This window comes from Bacteroidota bacterium, from assembly GCA_016718825.1.
Lineage (GTDB): Bacteria > Bacteroidota > Bacteroidia > J057 > JADKCL01 > JADKCL01.
Genome location: JADKCL010000003.1, coordinates 332,727 through 352,678 on the forward strand (window position 1 = coordinate 332,727; position 19,952 = coordinate 352,678).

The 19,952-nt window shown below is 49.7% G+C and carries 19 protein-coding genes; 17 read left to right on the forward strand and 2 right to left on the reverse strand.

Annotated elements, in window-relative coordinates; all coding sequences use genetic code 11:
- The first annotated feature begins 68 nt into the window (after nucleotides 1-68).
- The 6 genes from IPN95_05040 (at nucleotide 69) to lepB (ending at nucleotide 6,440) form a co-directional block, all read left to right on the forward strand.
- Entirely contained in the window at nucleotides 69-878 is an 810-nt protein-coding gene (locus IPN95_05040; protein MBK9448774.1) for a ParA family protein, read from the forward strand.
- Between the two features lie 23 nt (nucleotides 879-901).
- Complete coding sequence (locus IPN95_05045) at nucleotides 902-1,816, forward strand: ParB/RepB/Spo0J family partition protein (GenBank protein ID MBK9448775.1); 915 nt, start codon at nucleotides 902-904, stop codon at nucleotides 1,814-1,816.
- Between the two features lie 50 nt (nucleotides 1,817-1,866).
- On the forward strand, nucleotides 1,867-2,610 hold the full coding sequence (locus IPN95_05050; GenBank protein ID MBK9448776.1) for a hypothetical protein: 744 nt from the start codon (nucleotides 1,867-1,869) through the stop codon (nucleotides 2,608-2,610).
- The gene (gene dapB / locus IPN95_05055) at nucleotides 2,607-3,353 is read left to right on the forward strand and encodes a 4-hydroxy-tetrahydrodipicolinate reductase (GenBank protein MBK9448777.1); all 747 of its coding nucleotides are present in this window, start codon (nucleotides 2,607-2,609) and stop codon (nucleotides 3,351-3,353) included. Before IPN95_05050 ends, dapB begins: the two co-directional genes overlap by 4 nt.
- A gap of 50 nt (nucleotides 3,354-3,403) precedes the next feature.
- Nucleotides 3,404-4,783 (forward strand): radical SAM protein, encoded by a 1,380-nt coding sequence (locus IPN95_05060; GenBank protein ID MBK9448778.1) that lies wholly within the window; start codon nucleotides 3,404-3,406, stop codon nucleotides 4,781-4,783.
- An 895-nt stretch (nucleotides 4,784-5,678) separates the two neighbouring features.
- Nucleotides 5,679-6,440 carry a signal peptidase I gene (lepB, locus tag IPN95_05065; protein MBK9448779.1) on the forward strand — a complete coding sequence of 254 codons (762 nt, stop codon included), beginning with the start codon at nucleotides 5,679-5,681 and terminating at the stop codon, nucleotides 6,438-6,440.
- Nucleotides 6,441-6,961: 521 nt separating this feature from the next.
- Here the strand turns inward: lepB and IPN95_05070 are convergent.
- Nucleotides 6,962-7,624: a peptidoglycan DD-metalloendopeptidase family protein gene (locus IPN95_05070; protein MBK9448780.1), complete on the reverse strand. Its 663-nt coding sequence runs from the start codon at nucleotides 7,622-7,624 to the stop codon at nucleotides 6,962-6,964.
- A 683-nt stretch (nucleotides 7,625-8,307) separates the two neighbouring features.
- Here IPN95_05070 and IPN95_05075 point away from each other — a divergent pair.
- The 11 genes from IPN95_05075 (at nucleotide 8,308) to IPN95_05125 (ending at nucleotide 18,449) form a co-directional block, all read left to right on the forward strand.
- Entirely contained in the window at nucleotides 8,308-9,582 is a 1,275-nt protein-coding gene (locus IPN95_05075) for an asparagine synthetase B (GenBank protein ID MBK9448781.1), read from the forward strand.
- A gap of 4 nt (nucleotides 9,583-9,586) precedes the next feature.
- Nucleotides 9,587-10,045: a DUF4430 domain-containing protein gene (locus IPN95_05080; GenBank protein MBK9448782.1), complete on the forward strand. Its 459-nt coding sequence runs from the start codon at nucleotides 9,587-9,589 to the stop codon at nucleotides 10,043-10,045.
- Between the two features lie 49 nt (nucleotides 10,046-10,094).
- The gene (locus IPN95_05085; protein ID MBK9448783.1) at nucleotides 10,095-10,655 is read left to right on the forward strand and encodes a hypothetical protein; all 561 of its coding nucleotides are present in this window, start codon (nucleotides 10,095-10,097) and stop codon (nucleotides 10,653-10,655) included.
- Nucleotides 10,656-10,784: 129 nt separating this feature from the next.
- Complete coding sequence (locus tag IPN95_05090; protein ID MBK9448784.1) at nucleotides 10,785-11,075, forward strand: 4a-hydroxytetrahydrobiopterin dehydratase; 291 nt, start codon at nucleotides 10,785-10,787, stop codon at nucleotides 11,073-11,075.
- Nucleotides 11,075-11,509 carry a dUTP diphosphatase gene (gene dut / locus IPN95_05095; GenBank protein MBK9448785.1) on the forward strand — a complete coding sequence of 145 codons (435 nt, stop codon included), beginning with the start codon at nucleotides 11,075-11,077 and terminating at the stop codon, nucleotides 11,507-11,509. Before IPN95_05090 ends, dut begins: the two co-directional genes overlap by 1 nt.
- A gap of 48 nt (nucleotides 11,510-11,557) precedes the next feature.
- On the forward strand, nucleotides 11,558-12,574 hold the full coding sequence (locus IPN95_05100) for a nucleotidyltransferase (GenBank protein ID MBK9448786.1): 1,017 nt from the start codon (nucleotides 11,558-11,560) through the stop codon (nucleotides 12,572-12,574).
- Entirely contained in the window at nucleotides 12,567-14,300 is a 1,734-nt protein-coding gene (locus tag IPN95_05105; protein ID MBK9448787.1) for a tetratricopeptide repeat protein, read from the forward strand. The genes IPN95_05100 and IPN95_05105 overlap by 8 nt, the downstream gene beginning before the upstream one ends.
- Complete coding sequence (locus IPN95_05110) at nucleotides 14,297-15,091, forward strand: DUF4292 domain-containing protein (protein MBK9448788.1); 795 nt, start codon at nucleotides 14,297-14,299, stop codon at nucleotides 15,089-15,091. Before IPN95_05105 ends, IPN95_05110 begins: the two co-directional genes overlap by 4 nt.
- Before the next feature lie 28 nt (nucleotides 15,092-15,119).
- On the forward strand, nucleotides 15,120-16,301 hold the full coding sequence (locus tag IPN95_05115) for a peptidoglycan DD-metalloendopeptidase family protein (protein MBK9448789.1): 1,182 nt from the start codon (nucleotides 15,120-15,122) through the stop codon (nucleotides 16,299-16,301).
- Nucleotides 16,302-16,381: 80 nt separating this feature from the next.
- Complete coding sequence (gene tatA, locus IPN95_05120; GenBank protein ID MBK9448790.1) at nucleotides 16,382-16,600, forward strand: twin-arginine translocase TatA/TatE family subunit; 219 nt, start codon at nucleotides 16,382-16,384, stop codon at nucleotides 16,598-16,600.
- Nucleotides 16,601-16,823: 223 nt separating this feature from the next.
- Nucleotides 16,824-18,449 (forward strand): transglycosylase SLT domain-containing protein, encoded by a 1,626-nt coding sequence (locus IPN95_05125; protein MBK9448791.1) that lies wholly within the window; start codon nucleotides 16,824-16,826, stop codon nucleotides 18,447-18,449.
- Between the two features lie 257 nt (nucleotides 18,450-18,706).
- Here the strand turns inward: IPN95_05125 and IPN95_05130 are convergent, their stop codons facing one another.
- Nucleotides 18,707-19,867 (reverse strand): NYN domain-containing protein, encoded by a 1,161-nt coding sequence (locus IPN95_05130; GenBank protein MBK9448792.1) that lies wholly within the window; start codon nucleotides 19,865-19,867, stop codon nucleotides 18,707-18,709.
- Nucleotides 19,868-19,952 lie beyond the last annotated feature (85 nt).

Sequence of the window (19,952 nt, forward strand, 5' to 3'; positions counted from 1 at the left end):
TACTGAATCGGCAAAATTAAGTGAAAAAAAATGGTTCCCTGCAACCAGGAGGAAAAGGAATACTGCGGATGACGAAGGTAATCTCGATTGCGAATCAAAAAGGCGGTGTCGGTAAGACCACCACTGCGATCAACTTGGCTGCAAGCCTCGCTGCTTTGGAGTTCAAGACACTCATGATCGACACCGATCCCCAAGCCAATGCCACGAGTGGCCTCGGCTTTGATCCGCGTAACACCAAACGCGGCATCTACGAGGCCATGATCAGCGACGAGATTGAAGCCAAGGACACGATCCTCACGACCGATTTCCCCAATTTGGACTTGATTCCCAGCAACATCGACCTCGTCGGCGCGGAGATTGAGATGATCAACCTGCCCAACCGCGAACGCAAAATGCGGCGTATCCTTGAGCCTTTGCGCGGGATGTATGACTTCATTCTGATCGACTGCTCGCCTTCACTCGGTTTGATCACGGTCAATGCTTTGACGGCCTCCGACTCTGTGATCGTGCCCGTCCAGTGCGAGTATTTTGCTTTGGAAGGTCTCGGCAAGTTGTTGAATACCATCAAAATCGTCCAACAGCGTCTCAATACAGAACTGGAAATCGAAGGCATTTTGCTGACGATGTACGATTCCCGCCTGCGCTTGAGCAATCAAGTGGTCGACGAAGTCAAGACGCATTTTCAGGAGATCGTATTTGACACGATCATCACCCGCAACATCCGCCTCAGCGAGGCTCCGAGCTTTGGCTTGCCTGCCCTCATGTTTGACGGCGAAAGCAAGGGCGCCATCAACTACATGAACCTCGCTCGCGAGATCCTGCAGCGCAATGGATTGACGCTCACGAGCTTGAAAGATGGCCAACATTCCAACAATTGAGCTCCGATACCAGTAGAGAATTAATGATTGATCCGAAAAATAAGCGGCGAAACGCACTTGGGCGTGGCTTGAGTGCCTTGCTGAGCGACTCTGAAAACCCCGAACTCGAAAGCGGTCCGGTTGCTGAGCAGGCAAATGCGCCCCTCGAGGCCTCTGTAAGCGAGATTCCGATCAACAGCATCGAAACCAATCCCTATCAGCCGAGGACGCATTTTGACCTCGTTGCACTGGAGGAACTTTCCATGTCCATTCAAGCACAGGGCATCATTCAGCCGATTACTGTGCGCAAAATGGGTGGCGACACTTATCAGTTGATCAGCGGCGAACGTCGTCTCCAAGCCAGTAAAATGGCAGGAATGCAGACGATTCCAGCCTACGTGCGCACAGCAGATGACGAGCAGATGCTGGAAATGGCGCTGATCGAAAACATTCAGCGTCAAGACCTCAACCCGATGGAAATCGCACTTGCCTACCATCGTCTCGTCGAGGAATTGAACCTCCGCTTGGAAGATCTTGGCGACAAAGTCGGCAAGAAAAGGGCCACTGTCAACAATTACATGCGTCTGCTAAAGCTTCCTCCCGAGATTCAAATCGGACTCAAGGAAGCCAAACTGAGCATGGGTCATGCACGCGCCTTGATCAACATCGAATCGATCGAAGATCAACTCGCTGTCTATAAGGCCATTCTCGAAAATGACCTCAGTGTGCGCAAAGTGGAAGAAATGGTGCGGGCCATCGCCGAACGCGGGAACAAGAAGCCCAGTTCGAAGCCGACCGCGGCCAAGGACATCCATGTTCAGAAGCTCGAACGCCGACTCGAGGACAAATTTGGCAGCCGTGTTGTGATCTCGCAGTCTGCTCAAGGCAAAGGCGAACTCAAAATCGGCTTCGAATCCATCGAAGACCTGAACCGTATCCTTGAAATACTGGAAGCTTGATTCGACGCAATTGTCATAGGGGATTCTTTGCTGGCATCGCTTTGGCTTTTTTGACCTGCTTTTGTGCAGGCTATGTAAAATGTCAAGTGATTCCGCCGGATACCGTGATTGGCATTGTCGATTCGTTGAAAGCCGACACTTTCCTGAGCACCAAGACAAAAATCAAAAGTTTGCGCGAGCCAGAGCGTGATACGGTAAATGCACCGATCATTATCATGGACGCCGGCGAAGCTACTGCCGTGGGGGACAGTTCGCGGAAAGACACTTCCAAATCCAAAATTAGCCGATTTTTAAGCACCATTCACCTTTCTCCCCCGCGCGAACGTTACGACGCCAAGGTCGCGGTCCGGCGCAGCTTGCTCTTGCCGGGGTGGGGACAATTGTACAACCGTCGACCTTGGAAAGTGCCCATTATCTATGCTGGATTCGGGGTATTCGCCTTTTTTATCATTGACAACCATCGCGGCTATTTGGATTATGACAAAGCTGTGAAATGCGTTGGTTTTCCGGGGACTTGCAACCCCAATCCCTACTACGTTCTGGGGCAAACGTATGGCGTCCAAGGACTCATTAACATTCGTGAAGGCTTCCGCAGATACCGCGATCTGAATTTCATCATCGCCGGTCTTTGGTACACATTGCAGGCGGTGGATGCCTACGTGGATGCCCACATGCGGGGATTCAATGTTTCGGAAGACCTTTCCCTGGACTTCCACCCCAACGTGGGCATTGATCCGTTTCGGCAAAACAGTCTGTATACTGGAATGACGGTCTCCCTCAAACTACGAAAATGAGTCTTCGAATCGCATTGGTGGGATATGGCAAAATGGGAAAGGCTGTCGAGGCCGAAGCCCGTGCGCGCGGCCATGAGATCTGTTTGATTGTCGATCAAGACAACGCGCACCTCGCAACGCTCTTGCGTCCCGAAACCTGCGATTGTTTCATCGAATTCACCCGCCCGGAGGCTGCGTTGGGCAATTTCAGGAATTTGCTTTCGACAGGAGTACCGATCGTGACAGGAACCACCGGTTGGCTCCCCGAACTGGAAACTTTCCGTGCTGAGGTGCTCGCTGCCAACGGCCGTTTTATGTACAGCAGCAACTTTTCCGTCGGCGTCAACGTCCTTTTTCAGCTCAACAAGATGCTTGCCAAGCTCATGAATGGCCATCCGCAGTACGATTGCTATATCGAGGAGGCACATCATCGGCACAAAAAAGATGCGCCATCCGGAACTGCACAAAGTCTGGCAGGCCAAATTTTGGACGGTCTGAATCACAAGACCAAACTTGCTGGACCAGAATTGCTCCTTCGTGCGCCAGAACCCGAAGAGCTTTCGATTGCCTTCACGCGAGCAGGCGAGATCATTGGCAATCATGCGGTCACATATATCTCTGATATTGACAGAATTACGATTCAGCACGAGGCATTCAACCGTCGCGGATTTGCGCTGGGTGCAGTCATTGCTGCCGAATGGATGCAAGGCAAACGCGGCTTTTTCGAATTCGGGCAAATTTTCGAAACAATTCAGCCTTTCTGAAAATTTGTAGCCAACATTGGAACAATGCCAATTAGCATCTAATTTCAAGGATGGATCATCTCTATCTCAACCGCGCCGATGTACGCGCACTGAACGCGAGACGCATTGGCAGAGAAAAGCGTAGGGTATGCCACATTCCGGAAAAGGGCCTCTATTTTGGCCTTCGCGGCCAAATCTTCAGCTGTTGCTACAACAAATCGTATGTGCTAGGGACTTATCCAGAGCATTCGATCCGTGAAATTTGGGAGGGCAAAGCGCTAAAACAGCAACGGCGAGCGATCAAAAAATGGGATATGGCATTGGGCTGCCAAGGCTGCTATGAACTGATCAAATCCCAGAATTTCAACGCATTACCGCTCAAAAACTACGATCGATTTGCTCCGAGAAACCGCAGGTTTCCTGCGAAAATGGACTTCGAGTTGTTCAATACCTGCAACTTGGAATGCATCATGTGTCGCGGCGAATTTTCATCTACGATTCGGAAGAACCGTGAAGGATTGCCGCCCATCGATTCCCCCTATGATGCCGCCTTCTTTGATCAGGTCGAGGAATTCATTCCGCACCTGCAAAGCAGTCACTTTCTAGGCGGGGAGCCGTTTCTCATTCCGCAGTACGTCGATTTGTGGGAAAGAATGTCTGAAATCAATCCCAAAATGGCTGTTTCAGTTCAGACGAATTGTACCGTTCTGAACCAACGGGTGAAAGATATCCTTGAGCGAATGGACTTTCACATCAGCGTATCCATCGACTCGGTGGATGCTACCAACTATGCCTTCATTCGCAAGCATGGACAACTCGATCGCGTTCTGGAAAATCTGCGTTACTTCCGAGAATACACATATCGGCGTGGCACCTTACTCACACTGGCATTTTGCCCGATGCCCCAAAATTGGCGTGAATTGCCGATGATCGTCGATTTCTGCAATGAATGGGGAATGCCTTTGATGTTTACTACCGTCGAATCGCCGCCCTCTTGCAGCCTTTCTGCCTTGAATTTTGCTCAACTTTCTGAAATTGAAGCCTATCTCCAACCACATCTGCATCCACTCAATACCCCACTTGAACGACAAAACCGGCAAACATATCTCGATCAAATCCAGCAAATCAGGTACTGGAAGGAGGCGGCCCGCTCAAAGGAATTGGCTGGAATCGACCAGAAACCAACGAATTTCAATGAATTGATCCAACAAATCCGGCAAGTCATGGGCTTGACGACCGGGATGGGTGCCGCAGAACTGGATCAGGCCGTTCGCGATATCGAAACAAAGCTGAGATTTGTGTTGAATTATGCTACCCATCGTGGACAAGGCGCTGAAGCTGAGGCTAAAATGATTGCAACGCAACCCGAATTGATCATTCGATCGGTACCGGGTTTGACAGAGCAAGAACTCTTGGGACTTTTCAGCAGCTTTGTCATGCCAATGAATTAGCGATTGTGATCAACTTTTTTCTTTTTCTGACGACAGAATTCCGAGCCATTTCTTGGAATCACTCGTATTACCCAACTGTTTTCCTAAATTTGGGAGATTTCCCAAAAGGCTGGCGCAGCTGGCAAATTAGCATGATGCCACGCGTTGGCCATTAAATGAAGAAAATCGAATGCAATACCATCTGATTGTAACCCTTCCAATTTTCCTGTTGCTGCATACAGGTCTCGCACTCACCTTCAAGAAGGCAGGCGAAAGTTGGTGGAAGGGCCTCGTTCCACTCTATAATGTATATGTCTGGCTGCAACTGGTCAAGAAGCCAAAATGGTGGATCATTTTTTACATGATCCCCGTGCTGAACTTCGTGATGGGCATCGGTATCATCCTGGACTTGGTCAAGTCATTTGGCAAGCAGAAGTTTATCGACCATGCCTTGGCTGTGATTTTTCCCTATTTCTACTTCATTTATCTGGGGCTCAATAAAAAAGACCAATACCAAGGCAATACCGACGAACCGACAAAAAGCACGGGCCGCGAATGGATGGATGCCATTTTATTTGCCGGTGTTGCAGCCTTGGTGATTCGCACCTTCCTTTTGGAAGCCTTCATGATCCCGACGACATCGATGGAAGGCTCCTTGCTTGCTGGCGATTTCCTTTTCGTAAGCAAGGTCCACTATGGCGTCAGGATGCCGATGGCACCACTTTCCGTTCCATTTGTGCACAACACGCTCCCATTGACCAAGGGCACCAAATCCTACCTGGATTGGATCACGTTGCCCTATTCAAGGCTCCCGGCGCTGAAGACCATTGAACGCTACGACATTGTCGTCTTCAACTACCCCGACGACGATATTCACCCCGACGTCGACGAACTCGGCAAAATCGAGGTCACGAGCATGAAGCAAAATTATATCAAACGTTGCGTTGCCACCCCGGGAGATCTGCTGGAAATCAGGGATCGACAGCTCTACATTAACGGTGAAAAGGGATGGAACCCGGAATTCATGCAGTTTTCCTATTTGGGAACTGGATTTTATGCCAAAACGCTTGAAAATGAAGGCTTCAGGGTCGCGCCGCAAGAAAACAACGGCAATGCCTTCATCGATCAAGGCACCGGTGCCTGGGTCCTGCACATGAACGAAACTCGCTTCAAGAAGCTCTCTTCGGTCAAAGGGACCTCGATCACTCCGTTGATTGAAGACTTGCAAACGATGGATTTGGTGCGCCATCGCAACCAGGAAATGGAACAGATGGCCCGGGGCGGAAAATATGCACTTTTCCCAAAGGCTCCGGAAAAAGTGCTTTGGACAAAGGACGACTTTGGTCCGCTTTGGATCCCCAAAAAAGGTGCAACCATTCCCCTGAATGACAGCACTTTGACCTTTTACGAGAAGTGCATCAAGGTCTATGAAGACAATACTTTGGAGTTCAAAGACGGAAAGTACCTGCTCAATGGCGAAGTTGCGACGAGCTACACCTTCAAGTTGGATTACTATTGGATGATGGGGGACAATCGCCATCAGTCCCTGGACAGCCGTTATTGGGGCTTTGTCCCTGAAGACCACATCGTAGGTAGGCCTTGGTTTGTCTTGTTCAGCTTCGAAGGAGGTCCGCGCTGGGACAGGTTCTTCAAGCCTGCAACGAAGTGGGAGCCCTGATCCACTGTTGAAATCATCTTCCCATCCTGAAGAAACGCCTCAAGTCACGACAGTGGTTTGAGGCGTTTCGCTTTGCGCTGCGCGGCCAATGAAGTCGCCACTGCCTGCAAATCCTGATAGCGCGCGAAGGCAGGACTGCCGATTGGACCTTGTAGCTGGATGAAGACCTTCCTAACGATAACCGGGGAATGCTCTTGCCAATTGCATGGACAAATGCAGGAAAAGCGGATTGCCGATGAAGGGATGCCGAATTGGACAAGGTTTGCAATCAAGGCCTGATTCAATACGTTTTTCCGGGAAAGGAAACCGCTTTTGAATATCTGTGAGCAGGATGCCATTACGGAAAACCGTCTCCAGATGAAAGGAAGCCGATTCCGATTCTCCGTGAGAAGAGGGCGTTAACGAAAAGCGGCTCCCGATGAAAGGAAGCCGATTCCGATAATCCGTAAGAAGATGGCGTTAACGAAAAACGGCTTCCCGATGAAAGGAAGCCGTTTTTGAATATCTTTGAGCAAGACAGCTTATTCTACTTTCAGATGTGTTCCTTCAGGAACGGTCGTCGTTGCAGGATCCAATCCGTTGATCAAAAGCAAGGTATTGGTATCTGTTTCGTACATCGTGGCTATTTGGTCGAGGGTTTCGCCAACAGCAACCACGTGCGTGGTTTCATCATGGGGTTCGCCCAAGTAGTAAAACCAGCTTTTTTCAATCTTGGCAACGGGTTTGATCGGCATCAAGGTAGCTTCGTCGATGACCCATGAAGGATCGACTTGCTCTCCAAAAACCCGAATTTCAAAGTGCAGATGGCTTCCAGTACTCTGACCTGTGCTGCCACCGAGACCAATAGGTTCTCCCGATTTCACCACTTGTCCTTCATGGACTTCCAGTTGCGACATGTGCCCATAAACAGTTTCCAGACCACCTTGATGGCTGATGACTACGAAGTTGCCATAGCCTTTTCCATAACGGGCGATTCTGATTTTGCCATCCATGGCAGCGACGATCGTGTCGCCTGTTTCGAGGTCAATGTCCAATCCTTTGTGGAATTTGCGTCCAAAAAGGCTGCGGTAACCAAATCCCGATGTAACCCTGCCCTGCCTTGGAACCGTATAGTTCAACAATCCGCCTTGGGCAAAATTATAAATGAGGGTATCTGGAAAATTGACCATGTCCACATGGTACATGTTGATGTCTGAGGTATCCCAGCGCGCGACCTTTCCATAATCTGGATTGATATCGGCGACAGAAATGTTGAGTCTTCTGATTACCACGCCTTCATCGGCAGTGGCTGCATCTCCTGCGGTGGCTGCAGAATCACTGCCACCTTTCTTCTCCCCGCCACCTTCCCAAATCGGGGAGGCCAAACCGGTTGAAAATGTAGAAACAAACGTCAGAATCCCAATGATGAGTTGGATTCGCATTAGCAATTCATTAATTCAGTATCTTCTTAAAACAGCAGGCACAAGTTACCTCCATTACTTAACAATTCCAAGTTATCCACAGAACCACCTTCAAATTTTCCAAGAAAAACGGGTTCTTAGGATTGGGTGTTGATAACTCATGCCGTAACTACCTGAATACTAGTCGTAACGAGCAGTGCAAGTTTAGGCATCCAAACCCGAACAACCAAAAATATTTAACATTTGTTATAATTTTCTTGCCCCAAACCATGCATTTGGCACGGTTTTTTCGTCAAAAATCGCGGAATTGATAGCGAATTTGACTCTTCTTTTCGGTGATATGCGGCGGCTTAAACGATTTAGGAGAAAATTGCGTTGAATACACACAGAAAATCCCAAGTTCTTTTTCACTTGGTTGCATTCTATCGAGGTCTAGGCTTAATTTTGACTCAAATGCCATTGGCAGAATGAAAAATATTAGAAAGACGATTGTCCTGATGCTCTTGATCTGTGCGAGTTGGTCCGCGAAGGCCGTCGACCATATCTTGATTCCTATGGACTACACGCAAAGCAACCACCTCAAGGCGTACGGAATCGCATTTTGGGTGCTTGAGCACAATGTGGACGTGCAGTGGTTGCTCAACTACCGCGGAGGCTCCTTTACATTCCCTGCTTTTCCAGACTTTGAGACCGAACTTTTGGTGCGCGACGTGAAGTATGACAAGATTTCAGCCGGCGCCTTGACCAATATCCTTGCCGAAGTCACATCCGAAGATGTCAACATGGACGCCGTCAAGCTTGAAAAAGCTCCTAAAGTCGCCGTCTATTCACCCAAAAATAAACAACCTTGGGACGACGCTGTGACCTTGGTACTCACATATGCGGAAATCCCCTACGATGTCGTTTACGATGGAGAGGTCCTGGACGACTCCTTGGCCAAATATGACTGGCTACACCTTCACCATGAGGACTTTACAGGCCAATATGGCAAATTTTACGCGTCCTTTCACAGCCAACAGTGGTATCAAGATCAAGTCGAAGAGTCCGAGGCGCTTGCCAAGCGTTACGGTTATGCCAAGGTGAGTCAATTGAAACTTGCAGTGGTGAACAAAATCCAAGGCTTTTGCAAACAAGGCGGCTTTGTATTCGCAATGTGTTCCGCAACAGATAGTTACGACATTGCGCTGTCTGCCTACAACACCGACATTTGCGACTATATGTTTGACGGCGATCCTCAAGCACCTGACGCACAACAGAAGCTGGATTTTACGCAAACGCTTGCATTCGAAGACTATACCTTGATTAAGGACCCGATGGTCTATGAATTCAGCAACATCGATGCAAATCCAGCCTTCGGCCGTGCGGTTCCCAAGGAATTGGACTATTTCACTTTGTTTGATTTCTCTGCCAAGTACGATCCTGTGCCCACGATGCTCTGCCAAAACCATACAAGCACTGTGAAGGGCTTCATGGGGCAAACAACGGCATTTAACAAGGCGACCATCAAAAAGGAAGTGCGGATCATGGGCGAATTGAAAGCCTTTTCAGAGGCGCGTTACATCCATGGCAATTACGGCGAAGGCATGTGGACCTACTATGGCGGCCATGATCCCGAAGATTATCAACACATGGTCGGCGAAGAGCCGACAGAATTGCGGCTTTTCCCCAATTCGCCAGGTTATCGTCTGATTCTCAACAATATTCTTTTCCCAGCTGCGAAAAAGAAAAAGCTCAAAACTTGATCCGATGCGTTTTCCCCTGCTCTTTTTGTCCTTCACAGCTTTGACACTTGTCCTTGGATGCACGCCGTCTGCGGCTGAATCAAATTCTTCCCTTGAAACGGAGCCCGGCAAGGAAAAAACCATTCACCTGCAGGTTCATCAACCGGAAACGGGCGCTTTGATCTCCTATCCGGGCGTTTTGGTGTACAAGGAAGTATCGACTGTCAGGGAAGTGCTGCTGTCGGCGCAGAAAGATTTCCCCGAATTCAGCTTTACCGACACGCTGTATCCCGGCGCGGGGCACCTTCTTACCAGCATCCACGGCATCAAAAATGCCACTGGAACCGGCGGTTGTTGGCAGTTTTGCATCGACAATGTTGCTTCCGACCTTGGAATCGATGGGAAAACCATTGCACCAGGACAAACACTGGATTGGCACTATTCCGAATATGGAAAACTGCCGTGCAAAAAGATTGGAGAATAATTTCCCTCCATCGTTTATATTTGTCCCGTTAAGCAAAAATGAAATTCTGATGAATCAACGACACTTGAGCAATGCAGGAATTTTCCTGTTTTTGGTGATACTGATTGTAGCCGGCCGCTACTTTCCCCATGCAGCGAATTTCACCCCTGCTGCGGCAGCGGGCCTTTTCGCCGGATTCTGGTTCCGCAACCGCTTCACGGCCGTTGCCGTTCCGCTTGTAGGTATGCTGTTGAGTGACTTGTTGATCCAACAGTCCTATCCTTGGACCACCATGGCAATCGTTTACGTTGCGATGGCCGTTCCGGCTTTGTTGGGAACAGCTTTGTTCAAGGGAAACAATGCCGGATTCTTGAAAAAAGCCGGCAAAGTGACATTGGGCGCCGTTGCTGGTTCAGTTTTGTTTTTTGTGAGCACCAACTTCGCAGTTTGGATGTTTGATGGCATCTACGCCAAAAACGCCGCTGGATTTGCAGCTTGCTTTGCCGCTGCTGTCCCCTTCTTCAGGTTTACCCTTGCAGGTGACCTTTTCTTTGCATTCAGTTTGTTTGGCGGTTACGCCTTGGTCTCCAGCATCGTTGCAAGCCGCAAGGCGAATGTAGCAGGACTCTAAGTCGGCAAATTCCGCATTTATGAAAAATCCTTCTGCATCATAAGTTGAAGGATTTTTCGTTTTGTTGGAGATCCGACGGCGCAGAATGGCATTAACAGAAATTCGGGCATCTTTCGTAAATTGGACGGCATGAAAGCGTATTATTCAGAGGCTGAGGCCAATGCCAAGCTGGTCTTTTTGGAGGGATGGACCTTTCGCAACAACGGAATTGAGAAGGAATTCACATTCCGGGATTTTGTGGATGCCTTTAGCTTCATGACCCGGGTGGCGATGGAAGCCGAACGCATCAACCATCATCCGGATTGGCGCAATGTATGGAACACTGTGCATGTGCGCCTGAGTACGCACGATGTGGGCGGCCTCACTGACAAGGACTTTCAATTGGCAGATACGATAGAAAAGCGGATTCTCACGAAATGATTCAAATTCCGATCGTCAACAAATCGGGGAATCCCCTCCCCTTTTACGCCACTGCACAGTCGGCAGGCATGGATTTATGTGCTGCCTTGCCTGAGCCGATCGTATTGGCTCCCGGCGATTATCGCCTTGTTCCGACAGGCTTGTTCATCGAATTGCCTGCGGGTTACGAGGCTCAAATCAGGCCGAGAAGTGGCCTTGCCTTCAAGCATGGCGTTACCGTCCTCAACGCGCCGGGCACGATCGATGCCGACTATCGCGGCGAAATCGGCGTTTTGCTCATCAACCATGGCAAGCAGCCGTTTGAGATTAAAAATGGCGAACGCATTGCCCAAATGGTCATCGCAGCGCATGCAACCGTCGAATGGCAGCTTGCCGAGACACTGGAAGCAACGGCGCGCGGCGCCGGCGGATTTGGGCATACAGGAAAAAACTAATCGGCTGATCCTGCATTGGCCAACACATAGAAAGAATTAGCAGAACGCATGAAGATCATCATCCCCATGGCCGGTCGCGGCTCAAGACTCCGGCCACATACGCTCACCACACCGAAACCGCTGCTTCCGATTGCTGGGAAGCCGATTGTGCAGCGTCTGGTCGAGGACATCGTGAGCCTGTATGATGGCAAAGTCGAAGAAATTGCCTTCATCATCGGCGACTTTGGGCAGGCCGTGGAGCAGCAACTTCTGCATGTCGCAGCGAGTTTGGGCGCCAAGGGCCATATTTTCCATCAGGAAGAGCCACTTGGAACGGCACATGCCATCTGGATGGCCGAGTCCGTGCTCAAAGGCGAATGCATCGTGGCATTTGCAGACACGCTCTTCAGGGCAAGATTCAAACTCGACCGTACCAAAGACGGAGCCATCTGGGTCAAACGTGTCGCCGATCCCTCAGCCTTTGGTGTGGTGACCCTTGATGCCAATGGCGTCATCAATGAACTCGTCGAAAAGCCGGTCAAATACGTTTCCGACCTGGCCATCATCGGAATTTACTACCTGCGCCAAGGCGAGGCCCTGCGCGAGGAGATTAAATTCCTGCTCGACAATGACCTCCGGGAAAAGGGCGAATTCCAATTGACCAATGCCCTGGAAAATATGAAGGCCAAAGGCGCACAATTTGTGCCGGGAACCGTAGAAGACTGGATGGATTGTGGCAACAAGGACGCGATGCTGGAAACGACACAAAAAGTCCTCGAATATGATACCCGCGACGGCAAATCGCTGGTATCAACGGACCTATATGTACGCAATAGCCAAGTGATTCCGCCCTGTCATATCGGAAAAGGTGTGCGCTTGGAAAATTCAGTTGTAGGCCCAAATGTGTCGATTGGAGAAGGAACGGTCATTGTAAACTCGGTTGTAAACACCTCGATTATCGGAGAAAAGTCTAAAATCGTCAACACGGTCCTCGCCAACAGCATGGTCGGCAGTCACGCCTTGGTAGAAAGCCATTCCCGCAACCTCGACATCGGAGATTATTGTAGAATTCGTGCCCATGAATAAGTTCCTGCTTTCCCTCCTTGTATTGGTCCTTGCCTTGGGGTCCGGTAACGCCATGGCGCAAAAAAAGGAGAAAAAAGGCAAAAAGGGCAACGTCACCAAAACCGCAGCCATTGATCCAAAGACCAAGGAGCGGATCGATTACCTTTTCATCGAGGCCAATACCCTTTACCTGCAAGAAAAGAAGACAGAGGCCATCGCTTTGCTGAAGGAACTGCTCGCATTGGACTCCAAAAACCACGCAGCACTCTATCAAGTCGGAAAAATCAACAACGAGCTGCAAAACTTCGGCGAAGGCATGAAGTATTGTAAGTCCGCGCTGGACTTGAACCCGGAAAACTATTGGTACTACGCCGAATTGGTGATCGCCTACCAAGGAGCGCGTGAAATGGGCAAAGCCTTGGAGGTACAAAGTGCGTTGGTCAAGAAATTCCCCTCAGACAAAAATGGACTATACGATCTGGCACAGTTGTATATCCTGAACAAGGATTTCCCGCGTGCAATCGAAACCTACGCGCAATTGGAAAAACAAACTGGCGCAAACGAGGAAATCACCTTTCGCATGCACCAACTGTATGTGTACACCAATCAGCCAGACAAGGCGATGGCGGAAATCGACAAGCTGATTACCGAGAATCCCTATGAGACACGCTATCATCAAGCAAAATACGATCTCCTTTTGATGATGCAGAAGCCGGAGGAAGGCAAAGCCATGCTGGAAAACCTCCTGGAACGCAACCCCAACGATGCCTTCGCCTTGCTTTCCCTCGCCGATTATTACAAGGCAAAAGGGAACATGCCCAAGTCGGATGAATACTTGGAGCGTGCATTTGCCAATCCGGAGGTGGAGCTCGAAACAAAAGTGAAAATTCTGAGCGGGATGTACCCGCATGCCGAATCGGAACCTGCCGTGCTTGCACGCATGGAACGCATGAGCGCCTCTTTGCAGCAATTGTACCCCAAATCAGCCGTTGTGATGGGTATCAGGGGCGATGTGCTCCAAGCTGGCGGAAAAGCGGATTCGGCAAAAGTTTATTACCGTAAATCCTTGGCCATTGACCCCACCAACGAAAAGGTCTGGCAGGAATTGCTGCTGGTGTCTTCCGATTCCGGCGATTGGAAACAAATGCAGAAGGATGCGGAAAAGGCCTTGGAATACTTCCCCAATCAGCTGCTGTTTCTGTACTTCTTCGGATCAGCAAGTTCGCAGAATGAGGATTTCGAAGAGGCGATCTATTCCTTTGAGAAGATCAAAAAAAGCGGCACCGACAACAAGGACATTCTGCTTCAAGCCTATTTGGGCCTCGGCGAATGCTACCAAAAGGAAGAACAATTCTCAAAATCCGATGAAAATTTCGAGGCTGCATTGAGCCTTTCACCGGGGAATCCGCTGGTGCTGAACAACTACGCCTACTTCCTCTCGCTGCGCAACGAGCGATTGGAAGATGCCTCCAAAATGGTACAGCAGGCACTTCAAAAGGAACCTGGCAACGGCGCCTACCAAGACACCTATGGTTGGATTTTGTATCTGCAGGGCAATTACAAGGGTGCCGAGGAATGGATTGGCAAGTCGGTGAGCAACAATGGCGGCGCGGAAGTGCTGGAACACTATGGCGACGTCCAAGCAAAACTCGGCGATATGGCCAAGGCCAAGGACTTCTGGCAAAAAGCCCTCGACAAAGGCGCAAAATTTGACCTGAATACCAAAATCGCCCACGGCTCAAGATGAGCAAAGGCAGACTCTTCTTTTTTATTTCGGCCTTGTTGCTCTTTGCGAGCTGCAAGCAGCGCCCGATTTCCAATGCGGATTCGGAAGTCCGCGGCATGGACAAGGAGAAGGCGATGGAAGGCCATTCGAACAGCCATCTCAAATTTGAAGTCCTGACGCTCAAAGGGAAGGCAGATTTCGCAGATCTTGCGCAGGGCAATTCGATCGGATTCACATACCGCATCGACATCGCCAAAGACAGCTTGATCTTGGTCAATTTGTCCAAATTTGGTGTGCCGGCGATGAACCTCTTGTTGGCAAGGGACACCGTCAAGATGAAAATGCAACTCAACCAAACGGCTTCCGTCTGCGACTACGGCTTGTTCAAGAAAATGGTGGGAATGGACTTTGATCTTCCCAAGTTTCAAGGGTTTCTCCTGGGTGAAACCGACCTTCAAGAACCCTTGACGATCACCTCCGGAAAAGGCAATCCTGTGGTCCTGGAAGGCGCCCGTCCCAACGGTCAAATGTCTTGGATACTGAACAGCCGCAATTTCAAGTTGGAAAAGATGCGCATTTCAGACCCTATCTTGGGCAAGGAATCGATTTTGACCTACTCCGACTTTGAAAAAGTCGAGGGTCAAGCCGTCGCTTCCACTTTGATGTTGGAGGTAACCCAGCCTCAAAAGGTGCGTATTGAACTTCATCACACAGGAATTGCGTTTGACAAGGAAAAAGTTGACTTCAGATTCAGGATCCCATCGGCCTACGAAATCAAGTCCTGCGACCAGATGGTTCCGCAGCAACCGTAAGTGGATTGCCTGCATTTGCTTGGCCATTTTGGGAACTTATCCACAGACCATCTCCAGTCAGACCTCCGCGCGACTTGACTCACTTTATTCACTGCAGCGCAAGCTCGACAAGGAGATTTCCTTGCTCACGCATGCCCGCGACAGCGCCCGCAGCCGCAAGGAAAGCAGTCAGGCAGAATTGAGGCTCATCAACCAACAAGTCGGTCTGCGGGAGCAATTGCTCGCAGGTCTTCAAGGGCAAATGGGCGAATTGGACAATCAGATTTATGCCACCACCGCGGTCATCGCCTCCCTTGAGCAGGACATCCAACTCATCAAAACCCAGTTTGGCAAGCTGATGGTGGTGACCTACAAGGCCTTCCAAAAGCGCAACACGAGCTTTTACCTGATGAGTTCGAGTTCGTTGTCACAAGGCTACCACCGGATGCAGTACTTTCAGGCGATTCAACGCATGCAGACTTCGCAGATGCGGCTATTGAAGCGTACCAAAGCGTTTCTTTCGCAGAAATACATTTTGCTTGCCCAACAGAAAGTAGACAAGGAAAAGGTCGTGATGACCGAACAAATGGAGCAAAGCAAGCTTGTGGCGCTCAAGGTGGAGCAAAAAGCCGTGTTTGACAAGCTGAAGCAAGACGAAGCCAAGATCGCACGGGAATTGCAGCAAAGCCAAAATGAGCGGGCGAAGCTCGCAGATGAAATCAAAAAGGAGCTGGAGCGCATTCGGAAGGCGAAAAATGACAAGATCAAAACCGCGAAAAAGGAGGAGATTGACGTCATTAACAAGCTCAACAAGGATTTTGCGAGCAACAAAGGCAAGTTTCCCTGGCCGATTCCGATGCCAAACGCATCCATTTCCCGTCACTTTGGACGGCAAACCTTGCCCGGTTCCAACACTGAAATTGACGTGCAGGGAATCGACCTCACGACGGTGCCGGCACAAAACGTGCGTGCCATCTTTGGAGGACTTGTGGAGTCAGTGATGAGCATACCGGGACAAGGGAAAATGGTGATCATCAGCCACGGTACCTACTATACAGTTTACGCCAACCTGAGTACGATCAACGTCAAAGCCCAGGACAAAGTGCTGGAATTGGGCAATATCGGAGCGGCACGCACGGATCCGGCAACCGGCGAGACGAAGCTCTACTTCCAGATGAATCAGGACAAGATCTCCTTGGATCCCGAGCTTTGGTTGGTGAAAAAAGGCTGAGAATGATCAGCTTGATTTTGATTCCACTAGAATTCTATTTTTTTCCGTAGCTTTGCATTGTCTTAATAATCACGAAGAATATGGCATCTCAACTGATACTTTTTCTGGGAGGCTTGGGCACGACCGAGTTGATCTTGATCTTGCTCGTAGTGCTGTTGTTGTTTGGCGCCAAGAAAATCCCTGATTTGGCACGTGGCATGGGCCGCGGCATCCGCGAATTCAAAGACGCTTCACGCGAAATCAAGCGCGAAATCGAGTCAGAACCTGCCGACCCCACAAAGGCGCGCAAGGCTGAATAAATTCCGACAGTGGTCGGAAGGGAATTGCCTTGGCAAAGCCCATGCGCCTTTCAGGATTCCGTTTTGACGGAAGGCTGAAAGGCGTTTTATTTTGTTCACTTTTGACGACAATCAGTGAACCATAGGGCATAAATCAGTTCCCTAAACTCCTGAAAAGTTGCGAGTTTTGTAGCACTTTTCACACCTTTGTAATGATACGGAATTTGGAATATTATTTCTTTGTATGAAAAAACTGTTCATGCTTTTCATGCTGGCAACAGCGCCTGTGATCGGAGTCTTTGCACAAAATGCATTGGGACCCCTCACATCCTCCAATGAAATCCTATGGCAGCTCGATAGCCTCATCCCTGCTTACCACCATCCAACCGTCAACGTCGCCAAATACAGCCGCGACAGCCTCAACATTCGCAAGTTTTCACAGGACTCCCTCCCTGCCTATAGCAGTGATATCGTTGCCCAACGGCTGAAAGAAATCGGCTCTCCGCTCCCACTTGCCTACAACGAAGACGTTCAGGCATTCATCAACCTTTACACACTTCAACGCCGTGGCCAAGTGGAACGCATGTTGGGACTTGCCCACGTATACCTTCCGATTTTTGAAGAAGAATTGGATCGGGCAGGCATGCCTATGGAATTGAAATACCTGCCGGTCGTCGAGAGTGCGTTGAACCCGCATGCTCGCTCCCGCGTGGGCGCCACCGGCCTTTGGCAGTTTATGCTTGGAACCGGTAAAATGTATGATTTGGACGTCACAAGCTATGTCGACGAACGGCGTGACCCATTCAAGAGCACTGCCGCGGCCATCAAATACCTTGGCAACATGTACAAGACCTACAATGATTGGCTTCTTGTCGTAGCAGCCTACAATTGCGGGCCCGGCAACGTCAACAAAGCCATCGCAAGGTCAGGTGGAAAAAGGACATTCTGGGAAATCCAGGAGTTCCTCCCCAAAGAAACACGCAGTTACGTCCCTGCTTTGATTGCCGCCACATACGTATTTAACTACTCCCACGAGCACAACCTTTTCCCGCGAATGATCGACTTTTCCTTCAATCAGGATACTGTGCACATCACGCGGCAATTGATGAGCCTCAAGCACTTTGCAGACATCACCCATACTGATTTTTTTGTGCTCAAGGACTTGAATCCGGAGCTCAAAACGGACTTCATCCCCTACTCTCCCGAACCTTATGTGCTGCGGGTTCCCATGAAAACCGGTCAGTTTTTTGCCAGTTTCCGGGATTCGATCATGTTATTGGCAACCAAGCTGAATTTGGATTCGGCCAAGGTGGTCTATACCGATACGAAGCTAAGCCCGCTCACCAACAAGCCTTATGAGGCAGAATTGTCTGAGCACCCGACCTATGCGACAAGTGCAGCAGCGACCGCAACGGGTACGGATGGCAAAAAAGTAGTTTACCACAAGGTACGCAAGGGCGAAGTTGTCGGTCAGATTGCAGCCAAATACCATGTCTCGGCCAAGGACCTCGCGAAGTGGAACGGCTTGCGCAATTATGCGATCAAGGCAGGACAAAATTTGAAGGTTTATGTAAAAGGATCTCCCAACTCCGGCGTCTCGACGCCCAAGGTAGAGCCTGAGCCTCAGATTGCTGCCAAAATTGCAGAGCCGGCCAAGGCGGAGCCTGCAAAAGTCGAACCGGTCAAAGCGGAACCTAAAAAGGTCATTGCCGAGGCAGATCCTGCGGCAAAGTATCATGTGGTCAAGTATGGGGATACCCTTTGGCAAATTGCAAGTGCCTACGATGGATTGACCGTGGAAAAGCTCAAATCATTGAACGATCTCAATGGAAACAGCCTTGCCATCGGTCAAAAACTCCGTGTAGAGTAATTTCGTCGCATCCACCGTTGACCGTTCCGTTTCCTCAAGGCAACATTTTCGAATAGGATTTTCGGCGGCTTTGACCCGTTGCACGTTTGTGTTGGCAGTTGCAGTTGCATTTGCCATACCCCTTTCGGTTGCCACTATTCGATCTTGACCCGAAAGCTCACAGCAAATCTTCCCATCGGCATTGTTTCCAACGTTTTGGGACGATTCTCACCGGGAAACCTCCGATTCCTGCCTGTTCCGATCGCAAAAAAACAGGCTTAAGCGCCCATCAGCTCTTGAATTTCTTTGTCCTTCATGCTTGGGAATTTGGATGCCACCAAAAATTGCATCCGTTCCATGTAGGTCTTTTCAACCGCATCGGTGTTGGGAAATTTGGGTGACGCGACGATTTTCCGGCTGAAGAGTGGCCCATCGTTGGGTCCTTTGCGCTGCACAAGCACGTCGGCATTGTAGAGCTGGAATACGAATTTGTTCACGACGATCCCCTGCAAACTCGTGACCTTTTTGGCGATGTCGATGATCTCGGGCAAAGTCAAGCCTTCAATCAATTGCGGGGAAGTCATGATGGCATTGATCATTTCACGCCGTTGTTTGCTTTGCTTCACAAACTTCATTCCTTTGGTGAGGAATTCGGAAGCCAAAGCCTTGGCGGACTTTTTGTCGTGCTTTTTACTGAGTTCCTTGAGGAAGACAACATCCACGCCTCGCTCCTTGGAGCGCTCGATTCTTTCAATGAATGTGCCCACAAGCGAGCGCGCAAACTGCGAAAAGGATTGAAAGCCGAGCTGCCTTTCAGAAAAGGAAGGATCGAGTTTGAGCAGGTCTTGCTTGAGATTGGTCATGAAAATCGGTTCCTCGGTGTTGTGTACGGCCAACAAGCGACGGAACAACTCCTCGACGTCGTACTCCTCACCTTCGTTGGAAGCAGCATCGGCATCGCCCGTAAAGAGTTCATTGAGGGAGACAAATTCAGTGCAGTTTTTCTTGAGCAAATTGCCGACAAACTGCCCAAAGCCAGCAACGATGACATCGCGTCCCTTGGATTTTACAGCCTGCACGATCGGAATAAAATCCGTGTCCTGACTTCCCAAGATGACCGTTTGGAGATGCGGATGGAGGGCCAAATCATCCAAAATGGCGATGGTAATGCGAATGTCTGCCCAGCTTTTCCCTTGTACCGTGGTTTCAGGAAGGTGGATCAATTCGAAGCCTTGCTCCAACAAAACCCGTTGATACTGCCTGAACAGTGGGTAATTCCAGTTGGCGTATGCCTTTTTAATGGCAATGGTTCCCTTGTTGCTCGCGTAGTCCACGATCGGCTCGATTTGCAGCGGCATTTCCTCTTTGGGATACACCTGCTCGGAGGAAATTGCCAGATTTTCAAAATCCAGATAGATGGCTACACAATCTTTGGTCATGAATCAATTTCGATTTTTGGTGGGCAAATGTGGTGAATTTATCGGTTTGTTTTCATGATTGCCGGGATCAAATGGGCTTTGGCCC